Origin of the sequence: Methanocaldococcus infernus ME, from assembly GCF_000092305.1 — an archaeon.
GTDB classification, from domain to species: Archaea; AGJL01; Methanococci; order Methanococcales; family Methanocaldococcaceae; genus Methanocaldococcus; species Methanocaldococcus infernus.
In genome coordinates this window covers 126,955-152,537 of sequence record NC_014122.1, presented here as the reverse complement: position 1 = coordinate 152,537, position 25,583 = coordinate 126,955, and the positions used below count along the sequence as shown (strand labels likewise).

26 protein-coding genes are annotated in these 25,583 nt (G+C 33.1%); 11 read left to right on the top strand and 15 right to left on the bottom strand.

Annotation, left to right across the window (positions count from 1 at the left end; all coding sequences use genetic code 11):
- Position 1 precedes the first annotated feature (1 nt).
- From METIN_RS00800 to METIN_RS00785, 4 genes are read right to left on the bottom strand one after another with little or no spacing between them, the layout of a single operon-like run.
- Complete coding sequence (locus tag METIN_RS00800) at positions 2 to 859, bottom strand: RAMP superfamily CRISPR-associated protein (protein WP_013099581.1); 858 nt, start codon at positions 857 to 859, stop codon at positions 2 to 4.
- A 1-nt stretch (position 860) separates the two neighbouring features.
- Complete coding sequence (locus METIN_RS00795; RefSeq protein WP_013099580.1) at positions 861 to 1,250, bottom strand: hypothetical protein; 390 nt, start codon at positions 1,248 to 1,250, stop codon at positions 861 to 863.
- Positions 1,243 to 2,523, bottom strand: coding sequence for an RAMP superfamily CRISPR-associated protein (locus METIN_RS00790; protein ID WP_013099579.1), 1,281 nt, complete (start codon positions 2,521 to 2,523; stop codon positions 1,243 to 1,245). The genes METIN_RS00795 and METIN_RS00790 overlap by 8 nt, the downstream gene beginning before the upstream one ends.
- Positions 2,524 to 2,583: 60 nt before the next feature.
- A complete protein-coding gene (locus tag METIN_RS00785; protein WP_013099578.1) occupies positions 2,584 to 2,976 on the bottom strand; it encodes a type II toxin-antitoxin system VapC family toxin in 393 nt (130 codons plus the stop codon).
- 143 nt (positions 2,977 to 3,119) lie between these two features.
- On the opposite strand from METIN_RS00785, the gene mer reads away from it, so the two are divergent.
- Positions 3,120 to 4,115 carry a 5,10-methylenetetrahydromethanopterin reductase gene (gene mer, locus METIN_RS00780; protein WP_013099577.1) on the top strand — a complete coding sequence of 332 codons (996 nt, stop codon included), beginning with the start codon at positions 3,120 to 3,122 and terminating at the stop codon, positions 4,113 to 4,115.
- On the opposite strand, the gene METIN_RS00775 is transcribed toward mer, so the two are convergent.
- The 3 genes from METIN_RS00775 to METIN_RS00765 all read right to left on the bottom strand — a co-directional run bounded on the left by METIN_RS00775 (position 4,112) and on the right by METIN_RS00765 (position 7,292).
- The gene (locus METIN_RS00775; protein WP_013099576.1) at positions 4,112 to 5,881 is read right to left on the bottom strand and encodes a KamA family radical SAM protein; all 1,770 of its coding nucleotides are present in this window, start codon (positions 5,879 to 5,881) and stop codon (positions 4,112 to 4,114) included. The genes mer and METIN_RS00775 overlap by 4 nt on opposite strands.
- Positions 5,882 to 6,012: 131 nt before the next feature.
- Positions 6,013 to 6,801, bottom strand: a complete 789-nt coding sequence (locus METIN_RS00770) for an RlmF-related methyltransferase (protein ID WP_013099575.1) — start codon at positions 6,799 to 6,801, stop codon at positions 6,013 to 6,015.
- A gap of 2 nt (positions 6,802 to 6,803) precedes the next feature.
- Positions 6,804 to 7,292, bottom strand: coding sequence for a transcriptional regulator (locus tag METIN_RS00765; protein ID WP_048203259.1), 489 nt, complete (start codon positions 7,290 to 7,292; stop codon positions 6,804 to 6,806).
- A gap of 73 nt (positions 7,293 to 7,365) precedes the next feature.
- Between METIN_RS00765 and cbiT the strand changes: the two genes are divergently transcribed.
- Complete coding sequence (gene cbiT / locus METIN_RS00760) at positions 7,366 to 7,902, top strand: precorrin-6Y C5,15-methyltransferase (decarboxylating) subunit CbiT (RefSeq protein WP_013099573.1); 537 nt, start codon at positions 7,366 to 7,368, stop codon at positions 7,900 to 7,902.
- Here cbiT and METIN_RS00755 read toward each other — a convergent pair.
- Genes METIN_RS00755 through METIN_RS00745 form a run of 3 tightly spaced genes read right to left on the bottom strand, consistent with a single transcriptional unit; the run spans position 7,886 to position 10,117 of the window.
- The gene (locus METIN_RS00755) at positions 7,886 to 8,146 is read right to left on the bottom strand and encodes a signal recognition particle subunit SRP19/SEC65 family protein (protein WP_013099572.1); all 261 of its coding nucleotides are present in this window, start codon (positions 8,144 to 8,146) and stop codon (positions 7,886 to 7,888) included. The genes cbiT and METIN_RS00755 overlap by 17 nt on opposite strands.
- Position 8,147: 1 nt before the next feature.
- The gene (corA, locus tag METIN_RS00750) at positions 8,148 to 9,092 is read right to left on the bottom strand and encodes a magnesium/cobalt transporter CorA (RefSeq protein ID WP_013099571.1); all 945 of its coding nucleotides are present in this window, start codon (positions 9,090 to 9,092) and stop codon (positions 8,148 to 8,150) included.
- On the bottom strand, positions 9,089 to 10,117 hold the full coding sequence (locus METIN_RS00745) for a DUF373 family protein (RefSeq protein ID WP_013099570.1): 1,029 nt from the start codon (positions 10,115 to 10,117) through the stop codon (positions 9,089 to 9,091). Before METIN_RS00745 ends, corA begins: the two co-directional genes overlap by 4 nt.
- Positions 10,118 to 10,186: 69 nt before the next feature.
- Between METIN_RS00745 and METIN_RS00740 the strand changes: the two genes are divergently transcribed.
- The 3 genes from METIN_RS00740 to METIN_RS00730 are packed head-to-tail and all read left to right on the top strand — an operon-like array spanning position 10,187 to position 13,906.
- A complete protein-coding gene (locus tag METIN_RS00740) occupies positions 10,187 to 11,329 on the top strand; it encodes a cation:proton antiporter (RefSeq protein ID WP_013099569.1) in 1,143 nt (380 codons plus the stop codon).
- A complete protein-coding gene (locus tag METIN_RS00735; protein WP_013099568.1) occupies positions 11,326 to 12,525 on the top strand; it encodes a 2,3-bisphosphoglycerate-independent phosphoglycerate mutase in 1,200 nt (399 codons plus the stop codon). The genes METIN_RS00740 and METIN_RS00735 overlap by 4 nt, the downstream gene beginning before the upstream one ends.
- A 1-nt stretch (position 12,526) precedes the next feature.
- The gene (locus METIN_RS00730; protein ID WP_013099567.1) at positions 12,527 to 13,906 is read left to right on the top strand and encodes an AAA family ATPase; all 1,380 of its coding nucleotides are present in this window, start codon (positions 12,527 to 12,529) and stop codon (positions 13,904 to 13,906) included.
- Here the strand turns inward: METIN_RS00730 and serS are convergent.
- Genes serS through METIN_RS00715 form a run of 3 tightly spaced genes read right to left on the bottom strand, consistent with a single transcriptional unit; the run spans position 13,884 to position 17,721 of the window.
- Positions 13,884 to 15,407, bottom strand: a complete 1,524-nt coding sequence (gene serS / locus METIN_RS00725) for a serine--tRNA ligase (RefSeq protein WP_013099566.1) — start codon at positions 15,405 to 15,407, stop codon at positions 13,884 to 13,886. The two genes, METIN_RS00730 and serS, sit on opposite strands and share 23 nt — an antisense overlap.
- Positions 15,404 to 16,570: a tripartite tricarboxylate transporter permease gene (locus METIN_RS00720; RefSeq protein WP_013099565.1), complete on the bottom strand. Its 1,167-nt coding sequence runs from the start codon at positions 16,568 to 16,570 to the stop codon at positions 15,404 to 15,406. The genes serS and METIN_RS00720 overlap by 4 nt, the downstream gene beginning before the upstream one ends.
- Positions 16,564 to 17,721, bottom strand: a complete 1,158-nt coding sequence (locus METIN_RS00715; protein WP_013099564.1) for a molybdopterin molybdotransferase MoeA — start codon at positions 17,719 to 17,721, stop codon at positions 16,564 to 16,566. The genes METIN_RS00720 and METIN_RS00715 overlap by 7 nt, the downstream gene beginning before the upstream one ends.
- Before the next feature lie 44 nt (positions 17,722 to 17,765).
- Between METIN_RS00715 and METIN_RS00710 the strand changes: the two genes are divergently transcribed.
- From METIN_RS00710 to METIN_RS00695, 4 genes are read left to right on the top strand one after another with little or no spacing between them, the layout of a single operon-like run.
- Entirely contained in the window at positions 17,766 to 18,821 is a 1,056-nt protein-coding gene (locus METIN_RS00710) for an SLC13 family permease (protein WP_013099563.1), read from the top strand.
- Positions 18,818 to 19,807 (top strand): radical SAM protein, encoded by a 990-nt coding sequence (locus METIN_RS00705; protein WP_013099562.1) that lies wholly within the window; start codon positions 18,818 to 18,820, stop codon positions 19,805 to 19,807. Before METIN_RS00710 ends, METIN_RS00705 begins: the two co-directional genes overlap by 4 nt.
- Positions 19,808 to 19,818: 11 nt before the next feature.
- On the top strand, positions 19,819 to 20,652 hold the full coding sequence (locus METIN_RS00700) for a shikimate kinase (protein ID WP_013099561.1): 834 nt from the start codon (positions 19,819 to 19,821) through the stop codon (positions 20,650 to 20,652).
- Positions 20,649 to 23,024, top strand: a complete 2,376-nt coding sequence (locus METIN_RS00695; RefSeq protein ID WP_013099560.1) for a DEAD/DEAH box helicase — start codon at positions 20,649 to 20,651, stop codon at positions 23,022 to 23,024. The genes METIN_RS00700 and METIN_RS00695 overlap by 4 nt, the downstream gene beginning before the upstream one ends.
- Here METIN_RS00695 and METIN_RS00690 read toward each other — a convergent pair.
- Entirely contained in the window at positions 23,013 to 23,627 is a 615-nt protein-coding gene (locus METIN_RS00690; protein ID WP_013099559.1) for a hypothetical protein, read from the bottom strand. The two genes, METIN_RS00695 and METIN_RS00690, sit on opposite strands and share 12 nt — an antisense overlap.
- Before the next feature lie 190 nt (positions 23,628 to 23,817).
- Between METIN_RS00690 and METIN_RS00685 the strand changes: the two genes are divergently transcribed.
- Together METIN_RS00685 and METIN_RS00680 are read left to right on the top strand one after the other, a co-directional pair.
- Positions 23,818 to 24,966, top strand: coding sequence for an ammonium transporter (locus METIN_RS00685; RefSeq protein WP_013099558.1), 1,149 nt, complete (start codon positions 23,818 to 23,820; stop codon positions 24,964 to 24,966).
- 20 nt (positions 24,967 to 24,986) lie between these two features.
- Positions 24,987 to 25,325, top strand: coding sequence for a P-II family nitrogen regulator (locus METIN_RS00680; RefSeq protein ID WP_013099557.1), 339 nt, complete (start codon positions 24,987 to 24,989; stop codon positions 25,323 to 25,325).
- 3 nt (positions 25,326 to 25,328) lie between these two features.
- Here METIN_RS00680 and METIN_RS00675 read toward each other — a convergent pair whose 3' ends face one another.
- Positions 25,329 to 25,571, bottom strand: a complete 243-nt coding sequence (locus METIN_RS00675; protein ID WP_013099556.1) for a hypothetical protein — start codon at positions 25,569 to 25,571, stop codon at positions 25,329 to 25,331.
- Positions 25,572 to 25,583: the final 12 nt, after the last annotated feature.

Here is a 25,583-nt window from a genome sequence, read left to right as displayed (position 1 = left end):
TTTATTCACCATTTAAGATAAATCTTCCTTTAATAAGCTTATACTTATCCTTGTTTTTTAAATCTTCTGAGATCTTACTTCCTGGGCTAATAAAGAATTTAGCATCTTGAACTTTAGCAATATTTTCCTTAAAATCTAATTCAGGAACTAAAAGAAGTTTTCCTTCAAATTTTATTTTATTATCAAACTCTAAAAAATTCCTTAAAGTTAATTCTTTAATCTCAAGGGTCCCATTTTCATTTAAATTCCATTTTTCTAATTCTTCATTACCAATATCATTATCTTTTTTTACCAATTCTAATTCTCCAAAGCCATATCTAACATCTCCTCCAATGAAGACTTTTAAACCTTCTTTTAAAAAACTTTCTTTTTCAATTATCTCTTTAACTGCTTCATCAATCTTTATAACACCTACCCAATATAAACTTCTTATATCCTCATGAAATCCTTTCTTAGGTTTTGATAAAATAAACTCCAATTCATAAAGAGCATTCTCTTTAGCTCCCCTTCCCATAGGTTCTAATGCTGTTCTAACCAAAGAGTCAGTGAAGTAAAACCTAAACTCCTCTTCTAAAAAATCTCCAAGGTAAAACCTTCCTCCATTGAATTTAGGAAATAATACTTTATTTCCTTCCTTATCAAAGCAAGGATAAAAGCAAGTTATTACTTTAAAATATTCTTTTATTTTTTCCAATTCTTCTTTAGAAGAAGGCTTGTTCTTTAGTAAATAAGCATTAGTTAAAGCTCCCCACATTGTAGAGCCAGGGATAAATAATAAGGTTTCATTCAAAACTCCCCATTTTAGTCCTCCAATATGAATTGGCTGATTTTGCTTAAATATTAGTCTATACCATGTCATTTTAATCACTTAGGGCTCTTGCATGATACCTTGCATAAATTAAAACCTTTTCCAAGACTTGTTTAAGAAATAATAATTTATAAATATTTTCTGAGATTTTCTGAAGATACTCTTCTTTATTATCTTTAAATGTTATTTTCTTTCCATTATAGTCTAACTTCCCAAAGATGTTATCTATTAAAGGAAATAAAGGATCTAATAGAAACTCTTCAGATTCTTTATATTTAACAAAGATATAATATGCATAAACACCATTATTAGTTAAAACACCCAAGGATTTTTCTATTAAATTAAATAATTTTTTCTTTTTATTTTTATCTCCAACTCCATTTATTTTCTCTATAATATTAAAAGCAGTTCCTTGAATTAAACTCTCTAAGGAATTATTCATTCTGACCACCATTTTCTTGAGAAGTGGTTTCTATTTGCTCCTCTTCACTATTTTCTTGTTCTTCATTCTTTTCTTTAATTAAGGCTATCTTTAGCCTTCCAAACCCTCTTGTTGTCATCCCTCCAATTCCAAAAATTTCAAAATAATTTTTACTATCTTCTAACATATTCTCAATTAATTCAGTTTCAGGAATTGGTTTTATTTTTTCCTCAATACCTTCCAAGAATGTTTTGTCAAAAATCCTAATTTTTCCAAAGAATATAGTTCCTCTCGGAATTGCTTCAGAAGTAAATAATGCCCCTTCTTTAGCTGCTCCTGTAATTGGATCAATAGAAACTGAAGTTCTAACCTCTAAATTTGAATTAACAATTTGAGAAAACAACTCTTCAGAGACAATAACTATATCTTCTGGTTTTAATTCAAGATCTAAATCTAATTTCTTTAAATCCTCTTCTTTAATTTCATGATCTCCTTCAACTTTTAAATAAAGCCAGCCTAAGTTAAGATAATCACTTTCTTTAGCTAAAATTTTATCAATACTTGAAGGTTCTTTAGAATTAATCTCTACTCTTTCCAGCTTCTTCTTAGTAGTTACCCACTTAGTCCCTTTATAGGTAAAAACTGGGAAAAATAAAATTTCTAAATCACTAAAGAAAATTAATCCTTGCCAACTTAAGTCCTTTTTAGAAAATCCAAAGGATTTACAAACTATACAACTACCACAATGTCCAGTTGGTTTATCTTCCTTTTTTACATCTTCAATACTAAGATTAGGAGCATCATCCTGTCCAGCACATTTTATTCCAATAAACCTATTTCCTTCAAAAAAGATATAACTCCCATTATTTTTAAATATATGATTACTTAGATACTCATAAAAGGCATTTTTTATATTGTCTTTCTTATCTTTATCTGAATCTGATAGGTTTAAAATAGTAAAGACGCTAAAAAGTAGAGACTTTGGAAAGAAAAAATTTAATTTATCTTTTTGATCTTTCAATTTATCTACTTCTTCATCATTTAAAGCTCCTTTATCTTTTAAATAACTAACAATTTCATTAAATTCATTATCTAAATTATTTCTTATTTCTTCTGCAATTCTCAAAACACTATAGTACCTCCAAACTCCAGCTAAAGAGCTTCCTGGAATCTTTGGTTCATTTGTTGAAGGATCTCTAACTATTGTATTATCAACTCTCCCTATTTTATAACCTCCAGTTCCTATATAGATAGGATCTAAAGCTAAAGCATATATTTCAACATCCTTATGCATGATTAACACCAACCTATAAATTTATTAAATATTTTTAATACTAAAAATATATATTCTTTTCTAAATCAATCCAAAAACCTCAAAATATTTCTTCTGTCTAACACACATCACTGGGATCTTGCTCTCTAACAATCTATTTTTTAACTCCTTGTCATTTGTAGCTACTATCACATTTTTTTTAGATTTAGCATATCTATATATAACTTCATCAGCATATCCCTCTATATCCAAAAATTTATAATTTTTTATCTTAGAGAGAGCTAAGCTAATAGCTAATTTCTCTTTTCCTTTAATATCTTTAGAACTTAATAGTTTCTCAAGCTCCTCCTTAATAGGCTTTAAAATAACCACTTCAAATTTTGTATTCAAAGCTCTCTCAATTTCATAGTCAAAGTTAATCTTATGCTTAAAACAGTAAATTAAAAAATTTGTGTCTGGAACAACCTCATACATAGCTATCACTTTCTCTAATAGCCGAAATTAAGAAATTTTTGAGGTATAAATATTTTTTTATACAACTCTAAATAGAAAGTTTAATAAATTTTTCCTCTAAAATAAATCTATTATGAAGTAATAAAAATTTTAAGGTGAGAAATATGAAATTTGGGATAGAATTTGTTCCTAATGAGCCCATACAAAAGTTATGTTACTATGTTAAGTTAGCAGAAGATAATGGCTTTGAGTTCTGTTGGATCACTGACCACTACAACAATAGAAATGTTTACATGGCTTTAACAATGATAGCCTTGAATACAAACAAGATTAAGTTAGGGCCTGGTGTTACTAACCCATATGTTAGAAATCCTGCAATTACAGCTTCAGCTATTGCTACATTAGATGAGCTCTCAGGAGGAAGGGCTGTTTTAGGAATAGGGCCAGGAGATAAGGCTACATTTGACACCTTAGGAATAGAGTGGGTTAAGCCAGTTACAACATTAAAGGAAACTGTTGAAGTCATAAGAAAGTTGTTAGCTGGAGAAAGAGTTTCTTATGATGGAAAAGTTGTTAAATTAGCTGGAGCTGCTTTAAATGTTAAGCCAATAAATAAAGATGTTCCTGTCTATATTGGAGCCCAGGGTCCAAAGATGTTAGAAACTGCTGGAGCTATTGGAGATGGAGTTTTAATTAATGCCTCAAATCCAAAGGACTTTGAGGCAGCTATTCCACTAATTAAAAAAGGAGCTGAGAGTGCTGGAAAGAAGTTAGAAGATGTTGACATTGCAGCTTATGCCTGTATGTCAGTTGATAAAAAGTCTGAGAAGGCTAAGCAAGCAGCTGTTCCAGTTGTTGCCTTCATAGTTGCTGGTTCTCCAGAGGTTGTTTTAAAGAGACACAACATAGATATGGAGAAGGTTGAGAAGATAAGAGAGGCTTTAAAGAAGGGAGACTTTGGAACAGCATTCGGAACTGTTGATGATGCCATGTTAGAGGCTTTCTCAATCTATGGAACTCCTGAGGAAGTTGTTGAGAAGTGTAAAAAACTCTTAGAGATAGGAGTTACACAAATAGTTGCTGGTTCTCCAATTGGTCCTGATAAAGAAAAGGCTATAAAGTTAATTGGTAAAAAAGTTATTCCAGAATTGAAAGGTTAATAATAGTACCATATAGTCCAATAATCTTTAATATCTTCTCCTAACTCTTTTAAGTTATCCAAATAATCTTTTATTGGGTAGTCTTCATAGACATAGATATTTGTTTTATAAATTCCCTTTTCCCATGGGTGCATTATATAAACTCTTCTTCCATCTGGTTTTATAGCTATTAACTCCCTGTTCTCTCCTCTTAAATGATTCTTCCCTAACCTTGGAACATTAAAGATAGGCTCATCAGTTCTAAATGTTCCTGGCAGTAATCTTGCTTCTTCATGAACCTCTTGAACTATCCTTGCTATTGGGATTAGATAATCTCTATGTTCCTCTTTTCCCTTTGGGTAAAAAGTATAGTAAGGAATAATTCCAACCTTCCTTAAAGCTATCCTTAAAGCAACATTTTCAAACCTTCTACTAACATATCTATGATAAACATGCTGATTATAAACCCTAATATTCTTACTTCCTAACAGTTCAACAGCTCTTTTAACCTCAGGAGTTATCTCATAAGAGGATTCAGCATGAGTTGACACTATAACCTTCTTATCCTTAAGTATTGATAGAACATCTAACAAGCTTTCAGTTATCCTCATTGGAGCAGTTAGTAAAGTTCTTGTTCCAAACCTTACCCCAATGACATGATCAAAGTTTTTAATTCTCTCCACTATTTTCTTTATAGAGCTGTCACTTAAGCAGAGGGGATCTCCTCCAGTTATTAAGATTTCTATCATTGACTCATGCTCTTCAAACCACTTTAAAGCTTTCTCTACTTTATCCCAGCCAACAAAAGCTTTATCTCCAAAGTCTTTTATCATCCAGTTTCTCTGACAATATACACAAATTTGAGGACAAGATTCATAGGGCTTCATTATGGCTATTGTTACATATCTCCTTGTTATTAACTCCTCTGGTGTTGTGTCAAGCTCTCCCATGTAGTCAAAGACTTCTCTACTCTCAGCATTTGCCATCATATTTATATAATGCTCTGGTGGAATTACCTGCCTTCTTATGGGTAGATCATACTTATAAGGCTGATCAAAGTCAAATAAATGTAAATAGTAGGGGGTTATAGCATAGGGAATATTGTTTTCAATAGCCTTCTCCAATAGAGTTAAATCTTCCTCACTAATTTTAACTATATCCTTTAAATCTCTTAAAATTTCTAAGCCTTTCTTTCCCTTAATGACATTCTTAAACTGCCACTTGTAGTTATTCCAATCCTCTTCAGTGGCTCCAAAGTAATCCAAGAGAATCTTTTTTTGTTTTTCCCTTTTTTTAACTACTTTTTCATCTAACCCAGAAGGGAACTTCTTTAAATATTCTTTCATTATCTCATAAACCTTATCTAAAAACTCACTTCTCTTTTTTCCAGCCTCTCTACCTTTAAATTTTGTAAAGTCAATAACCTCTAATCTATCTCCAAAAAATCCACTTGAAAAATTAGACTTTCCTGAGACAGCTAAGATTAAGTGCTTAATCTCTTCTAAAAAAGCTTCTGAAACTTTAATCTCCCCTAAAAAAGCTCTTCTCATTGTGTCTAAAGTGCTATAGTTAATAAGTTCCTCATTATTCTTAGAAATTATATTTAGGAAGATATTTATAGCCTTTAAAGTTATGAATTTATCTATTTCATTAATTCTTTTCCCTCTAACTTCCCACTCTATCTTTTTAAGAGTGTTGAAAAGCTCTAACCTAAGCTCTTCCAAGTTTTCAGCATGTTTCTCAAAAGTTTTATATATTTCAGAATTTAAACCTATTACACTATTCATATCCATCTCTTTCACCAAATTCCATTAATTTATATTTAGTGATAAAAAAGGTTACAAATTGAGAACAGGTTTTCACAAAGGTAAAAGGTAAAAATAATATTTAACAATTTCCGAATCTTCATTAAAGAGGCTCAATATATTCCTTTTATTACATATCTAACTCTCTTTCCAACATTTATTTCATCTACCCTAACCTCTAAGCTTAGCTCTTTCATATTCTTTATTATTATCTCTCTCCTCTTCTCTGGCTTTTTTGGTAGCATTATAGATATTATCCCCTTCCTCTCTAAATAGTCTAATCCCTCTTCTATCAACCTTAAAGAGAACTTCTCTCCAAACTTTCCTCCACCTATTAGCTCTACCTCCTTAGCCAAGGCTCCAGCAAATTTTCTCCCACTGGCTACAGCATTGTCATCATAGAAAGGAGGATAAGAGAGGATAATGTCAAATTTTTCCCCTTCAAGCTCATGAATTCCTCTAATAATCTTTCCTCTTGAATTAATTAACCTTATATTTTCACTAAGGGAGTTTTTTAAAATATTCTGCTCAGCAAGTTTTAAATAGTCTTCAATAACTTCTGTAGCTACAACATTATAGTTAAAGATCTTAGCAGCCAATAAAGCTATAATCCCTGACCCAGTCCCAATTTCTAACATTTTAAATTTATCTTTATTCTTAATTCTTTTCAACTCTTTAGTTACAGAATCTAAAAAGAGATATCTACTTATTGGAGTTGGAACTAAGGCTGATTCATGAAAATCCATATCCAAGTTAAAAAGATGTTTTAAAATAGTTTTATTGTACTCAATAAGAGCCTTCTTATCTTTAAAATTTAGCCTAACTTTTCCATCCTTCTTAATAGCATACTTTTCCAAATTTTTATTAATCTTTATAGCATCCTCTATTTTTAAGCCAAGCATAGCTATAACTCTTCAACAATTTTCTTAAGCTCCTCTTTAACCTTCATTAACTTCTTCTCCAACTCTTCCTTCTCCTTCTTAACCTTATTAAGCTCTTCTTCCAAGGCTTTAATATCCTTCAACTTCTCCTCTAACTCCTCCTTCCTTGCAACAGTTTCTAAGAATTTCTCAACCTCTTCTATGTTAAGTTCTCCTTTCTTTAACATCTCATAGGTTTCTAAAACTAACTTCCCTGCCTTAGTCTCTCCTCTTAGATGCTTTCTAATAGTTTGCTCAGTTCTACCAAGCTCATCAGCAATCTCTTTTATAGTGTAGCCAGCCTTCTCCCTTGCCAAGGCTCCAGCAGCTATGGCTAAGGAGTCAACCCAAGTAACTTTCTCTACTGGATCTTTAATTAACTCTAAGATCTCTGGCCTGAACAAAGTACCTAAGATTAGTACATGCTCTAACCTATCTATTTCAGTCCTTGAAGTTGGCACTAAGGGAATCATTAATATCACCATCTTTAAATTTCTTTTATATATAATATTTTTAAAATTAAGGATTATATATAGGTGACGATTTTTGATCCCTGATGACCAATTTGTTAAGAGAGTGCCACTAACAAAAGAGGAGATTAGGGCTATCTCACTTTATAAATTAAGTTTGTCTAAGGATGATATTGTAGCTGACATAGGCTCAGGAGCTGGAGGGATGAGTGTAGAGATAGCTTTAAGGGCTAAGAAGGTTTATTCAATAGATCTAAATAGAGAGGCTATAGAAAATTTGAAGGAGAATTTAAAAAAATTTAATATAAAAAATTGTGAAATTATCCATGGAAAGGCTGAAGAAGCTATAAAAAATTTAGAGTTCAACAAAGCCTTCATTGGAGGCACTAAAAATATTGAAGAGATTATAAAGATATTGGCTGAAAAAGAAGTAAGTCATATAGTTGCTAACACTATAGTGTTAGAAAATACTTTAAAAATAGTAAAGCTCTTGGAGAGCTATAATTATAAATTAGATATTGTCTTAGCAAATATTTCAAAGGCTAAAAAAATTTCTCCTGGCTATATCTTTTTCTCTCACAACCCTATCTATATAATTACAGCTCTCTTATAACCTTACATAGCTTTTTTAAAAACTCTAACTTCTTACCATTATATTCAACCTCTATATATCCAACCCTCTCCCAATGTTCTCTTGGATATCTCTTATCACTATAAATTTTATAATTTAAATTCATTTTCTTTAGGGCTTTCTCAATCAACTTTATGCTTGGATTTCTAACAGCTATCTCTTTACTAACCTTCCTACCCTCTTTTCTGCTCTTGTTTTTATCTATATATTGGGGCCAGATGATCAAATTAGATCCACCTCATCTTTTTGAACACATAGATGAAGAAGATTATAGATATAAGCATAAATGTAAAAGATAGCCAAAATCCATATGGGGAGGAAATTAAAGGCATGTATTCAAAATTCATCCCAAATATTCCAGTGATCCACATAGGGATGGCAAAGATGGTAGTAACCATAGTCAAGATCTTAACTATCTGATTCATCTTTATATTTTCAAGAGATAAGCTTATGTCCATCATTGAGGTTAAAACCTCTCTGTATGTTGCTGACATGTCTATAAGCTGTAATGTGTCATAATAAAGATCTTCAAAGTTCTCCTTATCTTCTTTCCCAATTATTGGTAAATATTTCCTTTTAAGGAGGACTAACACATCTCTATTGGCTATTAATGCTTTATGAAAATAAACTAATGTTTTTCTTAAATGTAAAATTTTTTCAATAATTTTTTGGTCAAAGCCACTTATAATTTTATCCTCAAGCTCTTCCAGTTCATCCTCTAAGCTAACCAATATCCTTGAGTAACTTCTTGTAACCTCATTTAGAATTACATAAATAAAGAAGCCAATGCTCTTAAAAACATTAGGATTTCTTGTTATTACTATGTTATAAATTCTCTCTATTGACTTAATCTTTTCAGGATGGATAGTTAGAACAATATTATCCTTTATAAAAATTCCAAGGATTGAAGTACTATATTCCTCTAAAAGAGGAGTTCTATAAATTATTAAGTAATAATTTTCTTCCTCCTCAATTCTTGGGATCTCTTGATCATCAAGCCCAGCCTGTAGATCACTTATAGAAATCCCTAAAAATTTTGAAATTTTATAGAGCTCTTCATCTCTTGGGTCATAACAGTCTATCCAAACTATATTATACTTCTCAGGCTTCAAATCTTCTAAGCTTTCTATTTGTTCAATACACTTCTCTTTAACTCCTATGATCTTTATCATTTTTTCCCAGATTCTTTAGAGAATAGGATAACTGTCAATATTATAATAACTATTAAATAAACAATGACATAGAGAGAGAAGTTTAAGAAACTTAGAGTTCCCATAATATACTTTGCCCCATTGGCTAAGAACTCTCTAAGTATAAATATACAGATTAGATAAAAGATATATCTCTTAATTAATGAAAATATATTCTCCTCTAAATTAATAACTCTACTGATAAATCTACCAACCAAGAGAATAATGAGAGAGAGAGTTAGAGGGTCTAAAAAGTTTAATATAAACTCTCCAATATATAAATTTAAATTATCAAACTTTGGAGTTACACTATAAGAATATAGAATTCCCAATAAGATAACAACAATGAAGGCAGCATAACTTATAGGCTCAATGTTTATGAGTTCAGAGCCCTCATCTAACCTATTAAATAACTTTTTTCTAACCCCACTGGCCTCAGCTAATATATAGATCCCTAAAATTCCAATAACTAATCTCCAACCCATGTCTGCAAAGATGGCATAGAGTAGGAAAGAGAAGCCTACAAAGGTTAAGATTAAAGGGATATATTCTTCCATAGTCTTTTTTATAAACTCCTGTAGTAAGTAGTAAGTTGATTCTAAGGTTTCACTCTGTTTAACTACAATCCTCTTTTTCCAGACAAAAATATCATGCCCTTTTAAGTAGTTAATAATTAGCTCATCCTCTTTTCCATCAGAAACCACATAAATGAACTTAGGAGAATATAGATTTAGTAGAAAGTCTAACTGTCCTTTAATCTTTTCAGCACACTCCTTAGATTCCACATCCTTAGACCCGGAAACTATTGCTATCTCAGCCCCTTCCTTTTTTAGCTCATCATATAGCTTAACTCCTCCAAGTATGGAGTTGATATCACTATCCCCTGGATCAGAAAGCCCTAACTTTATAGCTGCCTTTATACATTCCTCTCTTCCCAATATAGGGGTTTTTAACCCTGCTTTTCTTCCAACATCATCATCTAAATCAACAATGAGAACAAGATACATAAAACATCACAAAACATTTTTATAATTCTTATAGTCTTAGAATTAGCTATAAAATTGGATGGGTCATTTATGGATTTATATGCATTTTTCTTTATTATTATGTCCATTATCTTTATAGTTCCCAATCTATTAAAGAAATTTAGGATTCCAAGTATCACTTCTCTAATCTTGGCTGGGATTATAATAGGGCCCTATGGGTTAAACATATTACAAGTAGATGAAACCTTAAAAGCCTTTGGAGAGTTTGGAGCTATTATGCTAATGTTCTTAGCAGGCTTGGAAGTGGATAATGAAACCTTGAAAAATGAGTTTAAGAATTCTTTGATATTAACTTTTTTCTCCATCACTATCCCAGGAATTGGAGGTTATATAGTAGGGAAATTTTTAGGTTTGGATTTTTTAGGATCTTTGTTATTAACTGTTATCTTTGCCTCCCACTCAGTAGCTATTGTCTATTCTCTCTTAGATGAGCTAAATCTTACTAAGAGTAGGTTAGGAACTTTAATATTAAGCTCTACTGTAACCACTGATCTCTTAACTCTATTGTTGCTCTCTGTAGTCATTAAACTTAAGTTAGGTGGAGAAATAGGAAGCTTTGTTTTCCTCACATTTTTTTATATTATTATCTTACTTCTACTAATCCCACTGGTCTCTAAATATATCCTAAAGTTATTTGAGAAGTTACATGCTCAAAGAATTCACTTTGTTCTCTTTATCCTCTTCATCTCCATCCTTGCTGGTGAGCTCTTAGGATTACATCCAATAGTTGGCTCCTTCATCTCTGGCTTAGCCATAAGTGAAGCTCTAACAAAGGAGGAGCATGATAAACTATTAAATAAAAATTTAAATGCCATTGGTTATGGCTTTTTTATCCCAATATTCTTTTTAAAGCTTGGAATGGAGGTTAATATTAGGGCTATAAACTTCAATTACTTTGAAATCATCTTTATTATTATAGTTTCATCCATCATTTTAAAGTTCTTGTCTGGCTATATTGCTCTTAAACTACTAAAGTATGATAAAAGAGAGTGTATAGTTGGGGCTATGCTAACAATTCCTAAGATCTCAGCATCCTTAGTGGCTGCATACATAGGATTAAACCTAAATATTATTAATGAAAGTGTATTTATTTCAATTATAGCTCTATCAGTAATTTCTTCAACCTTAATCCCTACAGTGTTAAAGAACTACTTGAGAGGAGGATTGATATGAAAATTGTTATCTTTATCATTGATGGCCTTGGAGATAGGCCTAATGAGAAGGGATTAACTCCTTTAAAAGAGGCTAAGACTCCAACTATGGATAAGATTGCTGAAGAAGGGATCTGTGGGTTGATGAATGCTATAGACATTGGAATTAGGCCAGGAAGTGACACTTCACACTTGGCCATACTTGGCTATGATCCTTATAAAGTATATACAGGAAGAGGTCCATTAGAGGCTTTTGGGTTAGGAATGGAGTTGAAAGAGGGAGATGTAGCCTTTAGATGTAATTTTGCAACAGTTGATGAAAATTTTAAAGTTGTTGATAGAAGGGCTGGAAGGATAAGTGAAGAGGAAGCTAAAGAGTTGGAGAAGGAAATTGATGGGTTGGAGATAGATGGAGTTAAAATTTTATTCAAAAGTAAGGGTTATAGGGGAGCATTGGTTTTAAGAGGAGATGTTTCTGATAAGGTTAGTGATGGAGATCCACACAAAGAGGGAGAGGTTCCAGAGGTTAAGGCTCTAAGTGAAGAGGGAAAGAAGACAGCTGAAGTTTTGAACAAGCTGTTAAAGATTGTTTATGAGAAGTTAGATAAGCATCCAATCAACATAGAGAGGGCTAAGAGAGGGTTACCAAAGGCTAATATTGTCTTACCAAGAGGTGGGGGGAAGGTTCCTAAGGTTGAGAAATTTTATGAAAGATATGGAATGAGAGGCTGTTGTATAGCTGGCACAGCCTTAATAATGGGAATTGGTAAGATGTTGGGTTTAGATACATATGAAATTAATGAGAAAAAGATGAGTGTTGAAGAGAGGGCTAAGATAATCATTGATAAGATTAAGAAGTATGACTTCACCTTAGTAAATGTCAAGCTTGCGGATGAGGCAAGCCATGATGGAAAGTATGAAGAGAAGAAGAGGATTATTGAAGAGATTGATAAGCTCTTAAACATTATATTTAACAATATATCAAAAGATGAGCTTTACTTTGTTCTAACCTCTGATCACTCATCACCAATAGAAGTTAAAGACCACTCAGCTGATCCTGTTCCTATAGTTATCTGGGGGAAGAGTGTTAGAAGAGATGATGTTAAGAACTTTGATGAATTCAGCTGTGCTAAAGGCTCTTTACATTGGATTAAGGGAGAGCATTTAATGAGAATTCTTTTAGACTTAACAAATAGAAATGAGAAGTTTGGGGCTTAAGATGGAGATAGGGATCTTAGATATTAAGAGTTCTCTCCCATGCTTTGAAACCTTTGGTTATCTGCCAACTAAGATAGTTGATGAAAATAACCTAAATGAAATTAAAAATTTAGATGCTCTAATAATCCCTGGAGGTTCATTGATAGAGAGAGGGGTTAATTTAGAAGTTATTAGAGAGTTTGATGGCTACATAATTGGAATCTGTAGTGGCTTTCAAATTTTGGGAGAAAGGATAGATATAGGAAGAAAGAGTGAAAAGCCGAAAATTGTTGAGGGCTTAGGCTTATTGGAAGTTGAATTCTCTCCATTGGTTTGTACTGATTGGGTTAAGTTTAAAGCTTTTGACAACATAGAGGGAGAGGGCTTTCACTGTCACACCTATGGAGATGTTAAAATTTATGGGAAAACCAAGGTTTTGACAGTTTCAAAGGTTAAGAAGCTAAATTATAAGTTTGAAGAGAAGGAAATTATTTCTGGAGCTTATAAAAATAAGGTTTTTGGCACCTTAGTGCATAGATTTTTAGACAATAGAGAGGTTAGAGATAAGTTTTTTGAGATTTTTAAGGTTTCTGAGGAAGAGAAAGAAGAGATCTTTAAAAAAAATAAAATTTTGAGAGAAGAGTTAAGAAAAAGGGCTTTAGCATATAAAGAGTATAAGGAAAGCTTGGGAAAGAGAGGAGTAGTTTTATTAGGAACAAGCTCCAATGCTGGGAAAACCCTATTGACAACATCTCTTACTTATCACTTAGATGGGAAAGTTTTTGTGGCTAAGATTGGTGGAGATGTTAGAGATATAGTTCCCTCTCTCTATCTTCTAAGGGAGGAGATGAGTAAGTATAACAGCATAGAGATAGGAGGAAGAGGTTGGTGCTCTGTTGAAGAGTTTAAAGAATTTGTTAAAAATTCTAAATATAACTACTATATTGTAGAGGGAGTGATGGGAGTATTAACAGGAGCTTTAAAGAATATCTCTTCCTATCAAGTGGCTAAGAAGCTTGGATTTCCTGTTTATATTATAGCCTCTTGTAACCTATCAGGGATAGAAGGGGCTTTCTTAGAAAGTTTAATCTATAAAAAATTCTTAGAAGAGAATGGTGTGAAAGTTGAAGGAATTATTTTAAATAAGGTTTATAATTTTGAATTGTTTGAGAAGATAAAAAAGTTGGCTGAAAAATACAATATTAAAGTTTGTGGTGTTAAAAAGCTTGGTGAGGAGAAGAGAGGCTTAATCCCTGAGGTTGAAATAGACTACCATGAATTTTGTAAGAAGGCTAAGGAGTTAAACTTAAAGTTGGAGATTCCAAAAATTAGCTTAAGAGAGGTTGAAGAGGAAGAGTTTTTAAAAGAGCTTGATAAATTCATGGCCAACTTACTAACTTAGGAACCTCTGGAAGCTTTCCTATTCTCTTCTTAACCTTCTCTGGCCAGTCATCAAAGTTAAATCCATACTGTGCCAAGAAACCAACAACCCACCTTGTTATTCCATAACCAGTACAGCCTGTCCAAACTTTCCTATTCTTATAATCTTTAATTTTAAAGCCCTCAACAAAGTGGGTTCCATGGACATTAGCTGAGGTTACAGCCACCCCTTTCCTCTCATCCTTTATATATGGAAGATAGAGCCTCATCTCATACTTAGGAACCTCTGGGAACTCTATATTCCTCTCCTCCTTCTTCCTACCTTCTAAGTAGAAAGGATCATCTCCGACCTCAACCCAATACTCTAAGTCAAGTTCTTCAGCAAGCTCTTCAGCAACCTTTAAAGTTTTATCCCTTATCTCTTCAACAACCTCAGGGGAACCAGCCCAGACACACTCAACCCTGAGGAATTCATTAACCCTATCTAAACCTCTTGCTCCTCCACCTTCCCATCTGTATGTCCATCCACTTCTGTCAAAAAACATAATTGGTTTATCAACATCTATTAACTCCCCCTCTAAGAATTGATAGAATGGCTCACACTGTGCTGGAGCTAAGACATAGGAAGGATTTCTTAAAAGACTTTTCAATTTCTCTATTGGGATCTCTTTCTTTATCATCATCTCCTTAACAAACTCTTCAAAAAGCTCAGGCTCTCTCTTTGGAGGGCAAACATAGAACATTCCCTCTGGTAAGCCCTCTAAGTATCTCATCTTATACATAATCTCTAATGGAATCAACTTAGGAAATAGAGCTTCAACAAATCCAATTTTTTTAATCTTCTCAACTATCAAGTCTTCAAATGCTCTAAATAGAGAGGCCATAGGTGGAGCATAAAACCACTGTCCTCTTCCAGGGAACTTTTTTATCCAGCCAAGCCTTTCAGCAACATCAGTTACATCCTCATCAAAGGTTATCTTTCTCTTGGCTTTGTACTCTCTAACTATAGTTCCTGGTGGTATCTTACAAACTTTTTTAGTTAAATCTTCCTCTTTTTCAAGCTCACTTAATATTAGTTTAACAGCTCTATCTATAACATTTCTCCTTATATCACTCTCAGACATGTCTTTAAAGATTAAGACTACTTTATCTTTCTCAGAAATGACTTCACACTCAGGAATCTTTATATCAATTTCTCTATCTGTCTCAATCTCAACCTTATATAGATCAATCTCCACCTTTCTAACTCCTATCCTATACTTCTTCCCTAAGAGTTGAGATAAAGCTTTCTTTAACCTTAATATAGAGTCATGAGCCCTTGCATATCTTCCAGATTCTATGGTTAGGAGTAATTTGTTCCCCTCAACTTTATAATCAACTATTTTAGCTCCTTCTTTTCCTTTAGGAACTCCTTTCTTCAGCAACTCTTTAGCTTCTCCTTCTAAGAACCTCTTTATCTCTTCTTTAGCTTCTTCATCAATCTCTTTACTAAAAATTAGTTTTCCATCTAAGAGGAATTTCATGGTTTCACCAACATTAATATAGTTGGAAATGTCAAGACATTAATCATGTTTGACATATTCCCCCTTGTAGCTATTAAGCCAATGGCTATAGAGGTTAGATAGACAACTAAGTGATAGAGGAGATGATTATAGGAGATGATGATAACTATAGAGGAAGATAAGAATATAAAGAAAACTGAAACTACTTTAAAATTAACCCTCTGTAGAACTTTAATTAGATATTTTGATAAGTTAATCAATATAATGAATGCTAAAGTTGATGCTAAAAATGTGGCCAATAAAAGAGAAAGTAAGTTCAAGTTAAGAGTTTCTAAAGCCTTGGCTGTTCCACTTCTCCCAGTGCCTATAAAAAAGACAGCTAATAGGGAAAAGACTTCATTAGACAACACTATAGAGCCTTGAGAGACTAAAAAGTTCTCTATATCTTCCTCTTTTATGATTTTCCCTAAGATATAGTTTAACTGAGCCCCACTAACTGCTGGAAGGAACATTCTGAAGAAGCCAACAACTGAAGAGAAGAAGATGGATTTTAAATAGCTTAATTTAAATTCTACCTCTTTAATATGCTGAGTTATAAATTTTTGCTCTTTTAGGTTGTTTAAAAGTAGGGGAATTCCAAACATCCCAGTAAAGACAGCTGTTAAAGTTGAGTTAAAACTTGGGTTTAAGTAGAAGATGATTATCCCAAAGATTCCTGAGAGGAAAATGGTTAGAAGATCATAGATATTCTTTGATGTTAAAATTTGGTGTAAAATAAAGAGAGACAAAATTATTGGTAGGAAGGGCTTGATCACTAAATAAACCTTATTTATGTCAAAACTTAAGAGAACTATAATTAAACTTATCACTAAGGAGAAGATAACTCCTAAAAAACTTCCTAAGCCAGCTAAGAAGATGGCTTCATAAGCCCTTCCTTTTAGGGTTAGTTTATGCATAGGTAACACTGACATGGCTGTTTCATCATCAGGAACTCCTAAGAGAGCTGAGGGAATGAAGTTGATAAAGTAGTGAGTAATAACCAAAGAAACTAAGAAGTAAGGATAATTCTCTCCAAGTAATGGAGAGAAGATAAAAGAGAGAGCTACAATATTATTAGGATGTATTCCTGGAATTAAGCCTGTAAAGATTCCACAGAGGGAGCCTAAGATTATATAGATTACCATAGATACACTTCTACCTCTTCTCCTTTCTCATAGCCTTCAACATTTTCAGGGATTAGAAGATAGCCATCACTCTTAATTAAAGAGCTTATAATTCCACTTCCTCCTATCCTTAGAGGCTCAACTTTGTCATAAACCTTAACTCTTAATAGATCTAATCTTCCAAGCTCTGAAGCTACTCCTCTTGAGAGGGGTAACTTAACTTTTTTTCTCTTGGTTATTAACCTATAGATAAAGAGCTCAAACTGTGTTAGTAGGGCAACAGGATAGCCAGAGAGTAGGAAGACAGGCTTATCCTTTATTAAAGAGAAGGCAAAGGGCTTGCCAGGCCTTGTATTAACTCCATGTATTAACAAAGTTCCAAGCTCCTTAGCTACTTTTACACTATAGTCTCTCTCTCCCACAGATGTACCTCCAGTAATGATTAGAGAATCAACCTCATCTATAGCCTTTTTAATAACATCTTTTAATTTCTCTGGGTCATCTTTAACAATTCCATAGTATTTGTAGTTAAAGCCCAACTCATTAATTAAGCCAGAGAGTAAAAAGAGGTTAGAGTTAACTATCTTGTGGTTTAATTTATTAATATTAAATTCTTCCAACTCTATAAGTTCATCTCCAGTATTTATAATCCCAAAGGTTAAGTCATAAACCTTAACTTTCCTAACCCCTAAGGAAGAGAGTAGAGCTAAGTGAAAACCTCTAATCTTATCTCCCTTTTTTAAGATAAGTTCTCCCTTCTTAACATCCTCTCCAATCTCTCTAACATTCTCTCCTTTAAATACAGTTTTATAAACTTCGACTAATTCATTATCTTCTCTACAAAACTCTTTCATTACAACTGAATCAGCATTCTCTGGCAGAGGAGAGCCAGTAAATACTTTCTTAGCCTCTCCTTCATCAATCTCCTCTTTATCAACCAACCTTAAAATAATTGGATTTGTTTCACTTGCTCCTCTAACATCCTCAGCTCTAACTGCATAGCCATCCATGGCTGAGCTTTTGAAGTAAGGGAGAGAGATTAAAGCTTTAATGTCCTCTCCACAAATCTTATTAAGGGAGTTGATTAAACTAACCTCTGAGATATTTGGCTTAAAATGTTTCTTTACTATCTCTAAAGCCTCTTTATATGAGATTACACTTTTTATTAGCATGTTATCACTTAAGGCTTTTAATATCCAAGGATATAGGGATTTTTATGTTAAAAGCTGATGAACTCATCTTCTCCTTCTTTATCCTTCTCTCCATAGTATTTTTGATATTTTTAATAAATCCTATGGAAGCTCTCTTAGTTATAAATTGGAAAACAATTATTAGCCTATTCTATATTATGGTTATTGTTAACTTACTAAAAGACTCTGGCTTTTTAGAATATCTCTCAATAAAAATTATTGAAAGAACAAGAAGAATATTTCTAACCCTAATCTTCTTAACTTTAATTCTGTCCATGTTTGTAACTAATGATATTTCACTATTTATTATAGTTCCTCTAACCTTAATCTTAGCAAGATACTGTAATTTAGAGCTAAATAAGATTATTATCTTAGAGGGAATTGCTGCAAATATTGGCTCTTCATTAACTCCTTTTGGAAATCCTCAGAACTTATTTATCTTTTATCACTACCATCTTAACTTTACAGAATTTGTTATTAACATGATTCCTTTTGAAGTCTTAGGAATCCTTGTTATACTCCCTTTCTTAGACTTTAAAAAATTCTGTGTGAAAAGGTTAGAGGAGAAGGAATTTAAAAAAGTTTGGTTAATTTATATATTCATTTTTATCTTAACCATTTTGTCAGTTCTAAATATTATTAATTCTCTTTACCTCTTGCCAATCATCTTATACATCTTAGTAAAAAAGAGAATTAGGGTAGACATTCTTTTCCTCTTAACCTTTTGCTCACTATTTATAGATATTGAGGGCTTGAAGAGATTGGGAATTATAGAGATCTTTAAAATCAACTTTAGCCAAGACATTATTATTATGACCTACTCCTCCCTACTCTCTCAAGTTATCTCCAATGTTCCTACAGCTATACTACTCTCAAACCTCTATGATAATTGGTTAGCAATAGCCTATGGGGTTAATGTTGGAGGAAATGGAAGTTTAATAGCTTCTTTTGCAAATTTAATAACTATAAGGCTCTCTGAAGGAAGGGTTGATATCACTAAATTCCTAAAGTATAGCTTTTTAATTTACTTCCTTCACCTCACTACTTTAACCATCTATCTATTAGTAAGGGGATTCCTATGAGATACTTGGAAATAGCCAACAATGAGAAGCCAGCAAGATTTTTAATTTTAAAATCTATTCCTATAGAAACTCTTGACTTAGAGCTTGAAGAGCTTATTAAGATACATGATAAGCTATTAAGTAGGATAAATTTTGAAAGCTATTCCTTGGAAGATATTAGCTTTGTAGAGCCTAACCTATTAGATTTAAAAATTAAGATTGCTGAAGAGTATTATAGAAATTGCTGCTTTTGTGAGCATAGATGCTACATAAATAGAGAGAAGGAGAGGGGTTTTTGTAGAATAAAGGAAAGCTACTATGCAACAGAATTTTTACACTATGGGGAGGAGAAAATTTTAATCCCTTCTCATACAATCTTTTTCTGTGGGTGTAACTTTAAATGTGTCTTTTGTCAAAATTGGGATATTTCTCAAGTTTACTTTAACCCAAAAATAAAGAATAGATGCTTAAAGTATGATGAGAAAAAGATGGCTAAGATTATTGAGTTTAGAAGAGTTTTATCAAAAAATGTCAATTTTGTAGGAGGAGAGCCAACTCCTCATCTATTGAGTATATTAAAAACTTTAAAATATACTAATGTAAATATCCCAGTTGTTTGGAATTCAAACATGTACCTAACCTTAGAAGCTCTCAATTTATTAGATGGAGTTGTTGACCTCTATCTAACAGATTTTAAGTTTGGAAATAATGAGTGTGCTGAAAGACTTTCAAAGATAAGGAATTACTTTGACATTGTGTCAAGAAACCATAGTTTGTTAGATGTTGATGTCATTGTAAGACACTTAGTTATGCCCAACCATCTCTACTGCTGTACTGAGAGAATATTTAAATTCCTCTCAAAATTTGACTTCTATGTTAATGTCATGTTTCAATATAGACCAGAGTATTTAGCTATTTACTATAAGGATATAAATAGAACTCTAACATATGAAGAGATGAGAGAAGCTTTAGAGCTTGCTGAAAAGTATAAATTAAAGCTAATTTGAGGTGCATCTATTTGGAAGGAGAGGCTTATGCATTAGCTTCTGGAACTATCATTAATGCCATAGCCACAGGAAAAGGAGGGGCTTTTGGTTTAGACTTAAAGGTTTATGCCAAGGTTAGGTTAATAGATGATGGTAAAAATAGAATTGAGGGAAAAGTTTTAGACCATAAAATAGAGCCAAATTTAATAGTTAGGTGTGTTAAGAATACTTTAGAATACTTTGGCTATAACTACTCTGCCTATGTTGAGACAAGAACAGAGATTCCTATAAAGTCTGGGCTAAGCAGTAGCTCAGCAGTCTCAAATGCCACAGTTTTAGCTACTATCTCAGCCCTTGGAGAGAAGGTTGATGACAAAGTTGTTTTAGACTTGGCTATAAAGTCATGCTTTGATGAAAAATTAACAGTTACTGGAGCCTATGATGATGCCACAGCCTCTTACTATGGTGGGGTTTGTATCACTGACAACATTAAGAGGGAAATTTTAAAGAGAGATAGGTTAAGAGAAAACTTAAAAATTTATGTCATCTTACCAAACCTTAAGAAGAATGTTGATGTCAAAAGAATGAAACTTTTAAAAAACTTTGTTGAACCTGTCTTCAACTTAGCCCTTAATGGAGAGTATTTTAAAGCTCTATTTTTAAATGGACTTCTTTACAGCTCAGCCTTAAATTTCCCTACTGATATAGCTATAAAATGCCTTGAAGCTGGAGCTATAACAGCTGGCTTATCTGGGACTGGACCATCTTATATAGCTATAGCTGAGGAAGATATTAGAGAGAAGTTAGAGGGGTTAGGAAAAGTTATAGAGACAAGAGTTAACAATGAAGGGGCAAGAGTATTATGATAATTGTAAGAAAGCCAAAGAAAAAGAAGGATGAGATTGAGATAGTTAGAGTTAACAATGTAGAGGAAGGGGAGGAAGTTAAAAATAAAGAGAAGATCTTTGCCAGCTATAAGAAGGTTGGAGAGAAGTATAAGTTATATAGATGTAGGTTAGGAGACAAGTTAATACAGCCATCTAAAGTTTTAAATCTATTAAAATCTGAAAAGGTTTATTGCTTAGATGATTCCAAGGAGATCTTAGAAAGCTTAGGGATAAAGGTTAAGGAAATAGATCTTTGCCCTTTTTGCCTTTTAAAAAATGTCTATAAAAAATTAACAAATAGTAACAAAGTAAAATACTCCTCTTTTTACATCTGTTTGAGTTGTGCTATAAATGAGGTTAAGGAAGAGATCAACATAAAAGAGGAATTTATAGAGAGATTTTTAAGGAAATTTAGGGATGTTGACAAGGTTTTAAAGCTTTTGAGTATAAAGAGACCATCTAAGGAGAGTGAGCTAACAAGATATGATATTATTGTTGGAGAAGAAAAGGAGATAAAGAATTTAAAGATTGATGAGCTAAACATTCCAGACTATTTAAAGGAGAAGATAAAGGAGAGAAATATTTATGAACTCCTTCCTGTTCAAACTCTATCTGTAAAGGCTGGCCTCTTGGAGGGAAAAGATCTATTGGTTGTGTCAGCCACATCTTCAGGAAAAACCTTGATTGGAGAGCTTGCTGGCATTAAAAATTTAATTGAAGGTAAAGGGAAATTTTTATTTTTAGTTCCTTTAGTAGCCTTAGCCAATCAGAAGTATAATGAGTTTAGGGAGAGATATAAAGAATTTGAGGTTTCTTTAAGGGTTGGAATTGGAAGGCTGAGTAAGAAAGGAGATATTAACACTTCCTTAGATGCTGATATTATAGTTGGAACCTATGAGGGAATTGATTACTTAATTAGAAGTAACAAGTTGAAGGATGTAGGAACAGTTGTGATAGATGAAGTTCATTCTCTAAACTTAGAAGAGAGAGGAGCAAGATTAGATGGGTTAATTGGAAGGTTGAGATATAAGTTTAATGCTCAAATGATCTATTTATCTGCAACTATAGGAAATCCTAAGGAGCTGGCTAAGAAGTTAAACTCTAACTTAGTCCTCTATAAGGGAAGGCCTGTTCCCTTGGAAAGGCATATCATTTTTTGTAAGAATGAATTTACTAAGCTAAACTTCATTAGGGATATTGTATTAAGTGAGTGGAAAAATGTCTCTAAGTTTGGCTATAGAGGACAGAGCTTAATATTCACATACTCAAGGAAGAGAGCTGAGTATATAGCAAGACATTTAAAAAGTAAAGGGATAAAGGCAGAGTTCTACCATGCTGGCTTAGAGTATAGTAGAAGGAGAAGAATAGAGGAAGAGTTTGCTCAGCAGAAGTTACAGTGTGTAGTCACTACTGCAGCCTTAGCTGCTGGTGTTGACTTCCCAGCTTCAGCTGTTATCTTGGAGAGCTTAGCCATGGGAGGAGATTGGCTAAAGCCTGCAGAATTCCAACAGATCTGTGGAAGGGCTGGAAGGAAAGGAATGCATGAGCTTGGAAAGGTTTATTTACTAATAGAGATTGGAAAAAAGTATCATGCAAAGATGGAAGAGAGTGAAGATGAAGTAGCTTTTAAGCTACTAAATGCTCAGCCTGAGAATGTTAATATAGTATATAATGAAGATGAAGAGGAGGAGCAAATACTTGCTACACTATCAGCTGGGATTAAGGAGATAGATGAAGTTCCTTACTTAGGAAGAAATTACTCAACAGAGAAGATATTAAGAAAGTTGGAGAGTTATGGAATGGTTAAGGGAAGAGAGATAACAAGATATGGGAGAGCTGTTTCCATCTCTTTCTTATACCCAAGGGTGGCTGAGAGGATAAAGGAGGGAGTGTTAAAAGATGAAGATCCTCTATTACTGATCTCTGAGATTATGCCACTTGAAAATATTTATCTATCTCATAGTTTAAGAGAGAATTTAAAAAAGGTTTTAAAAATAAACATTCCAATAAAGTTTTTTGATGCCTTGGAGGTGATTAAGGAGAATATGGAAAAAATTAGAGATAAGAAGTTAAAAAATATCTTAATCCCTATCCTTATGGAGTTTGAAGGAGCTGGCTTTGAGAGAGTTTTAGAGAAGATTATTAACTTAAGAGCCAATAAAAAAAGTGTTGGGCAAATTTGTAAGATCTTCTATGAAGACTTTAGAATTCAAATATACTCTGGAGATCTCTACTACTACTTAGAGCATCTCTTAAATCTCTTAGATGCTATTGAGAGGATAGCAAACATTTACAATAAGAAGTATGCTAAGAAGATAGCTGAGATGAAGGAGAAGATACTAAGCTCTTAAATTTTCATGACATCTTCTTCTCACAACCTCCCAAAACTCTCTCTTCTCCTCAGTGAGCCAAGGAGTTTCTTTTTTAACTTTTTTCATAACCTCATTGAGGTTTGGATAATATTGAGAGAGGTAGGAGAACCAAATATAGGGTAGTAAATCCTCTAAGTAGATGGTTTCATAATCACTAATTCTCCTTTCTTTTCTCTTAACACTAATTCCAAATTTTTTTAAGACAAAAGCTAAAGAATTTGGGAAGAATTTATAACAAGTGTTTAACCAAGCCTCTGGAACTATAATAGATTTTTTTAAATATTCAATAGTTTTTAGAGCTATAATATAGTCTGTCAGTAGGGAGTTACTTACATCCTTTTTTATATTTAGAAGTATGTAGCTTGCTAAATCTTCATCCTTCTCAGGTCTCTTTAAGTCATATCTTATTAGCTTTCTTAACTTTCTTGTTTTCTTAGCCACTCTATTGAAGTTAATATCTTCCCTAATATACTTCTTGAATATTGGATAATCTTTAGCTATAACATGAATCATGTCTGAAAATTTCAGAATGCTGTCTCTGTAAAGGGCTAAGTCTATTTTCTTTAACTCTATGTAGAGCATAGACATCACAATTAATATTTTTACTTCTAAGCTTTTCTTACTTTCTAATTAGGAAAAAAGAAACTCATTTCCTTAGGAATTTTTTTATAGGCCATTTAGGAAATAGGAAAAGCTACAGATGGGAAGAAGAGTTCCTATATACATTTAAACTTAGTAAATTTTAAAATTTAAAATTAACTGAGGTGAAAAATTGCAAGGTTTAGACATCTTTTTCTTTTTATGGGCAGCCTCATTAATATTCTTTATGAAAGCAGGGTTTATAGCTTTAGAAATAGGACAATTTAGTCATAAAAATGCTGCTTATCACTGTCTCTTAAAGTTGTTGGACTTAGCTGCTGTTTTCATTGGTTATCTGTTTATAGGTTATGGTATAGCCTATGGTTTTAATTATATTGTTCCACTAATTACTGGAAACTTTGATGCTGAGCTTGGAGCTTGGTTTATGAAGATGGTTATGTTTGCAGCTGCAGCTGTCACTATAATAACTGGAGGAGTTGCAGAGAGAATTAAAATTTTACCATACTTCTTAGGAGCCTTGATAGTTGGCTCCATCCTTTACCCTATTGTTGAACACCTCGTCTGGGGAGGGGGTTTTCAATCCTTGGGTATCAATTTCCATGACTATGCTGGTAGTGGAGCTGTCCATCTTTTTGGTGGCTTGGTTGGTTTAGTGGCTGCTTACTTCTTAGGGCCAAGAATAAAAAAATATATAAATGGAGTTCCTCAAGCCTTGCCAGGGCATAACATCCCTTTAGCAGTTTTAGGGGCATTTATATTAGCCTTTGGATGGTATGGGTTTAATATTGGAAGTGCTGCAAGTGTTGGAGATGGGTTAGAATTAACAAGGGTTGCTATAGCTACAACCATGGCCTTGGCTGGAGGAATCATTGGAGGGGCATTAAGCTCTAAAAATGATCCTCTCTATACAGCTAATGGTATGTGTGCTGGCTTAGTTGCTGTATGTAGTGGAGTAGACTTATTTACTCCAATAGGAGCCTTGATAGTTGGATTCTTAGCAGGGTTTCAGCAGCCATTCACTTATAAATTTATAGAGGAGAAATTAAAAATAGATGATGTTTGTGCTATTGGCCCAGTACATGCCATGAGTGGGTTAATTGGAGTTATATGTGCTGGAATCCCATTCTTGTTAAGAGAGCAAGCTACTTCCTTAGTTGGGCAAATTATTGGAGCTGTAGTTATAGGATTAATTGCTATAGTTGGAGGAGTAATAATATATAAAGGATTAGATATAATAATAGGTTTAAGAGTTCCTAAAGAGGTTGAAGAGACTGGACTGGATGAAGGAATATTAAAGGTTAGTGCCTACACTAATGACTAAAAATTTTTTGGTGGTTCAGTGTGAAAAAAATTGAAGCCATTATAAGACCAGAAAGGTTAGATGTTGTTAAAAAAGCTCTCGCTGATGCTGGTTATTTGGGGATGACTGTTAGTGAGGTTAAAGGTAGAGGCGTTCAGGGGGGAATTGTAGAGAGGTATAGAGGAAGAGAGTTCGTTGTTGATCTTCTGCCAAAGATAAAGATAGAGATGGTTGTTAAAGAAGAGGATGTTGATAAAGTTATTGACATAATTTGCGAGAACGCTAAAACAGGAAAACCTGGAGATGGCAAGATATTCGTTTTGCCTGTTGAGAAAGTCGTTAGAGTTAGAACAAAAGAGGAAGGAAGGGAAGCGATTTAATATTTAAAAGTCACTATAGTCATCAATTTCTTCTTCATCTATATCTTTTTCAACCATATCTTCAATAGCATCAGCTATTAACTCACCAGCAACTACCCCAGTGGCTACAGCAGCAGCCGTTTTTAAGAAGTCATCACTATTTTCTCTAACCACTCTTTCTTTTCTATCTCTTTTTAATACTAAGGCTACTATAGATAGAAAGAAAATAAAAAGCATGAGTAGAGTTATTATTAGCATGAGCTCCATTTTATCACCTAA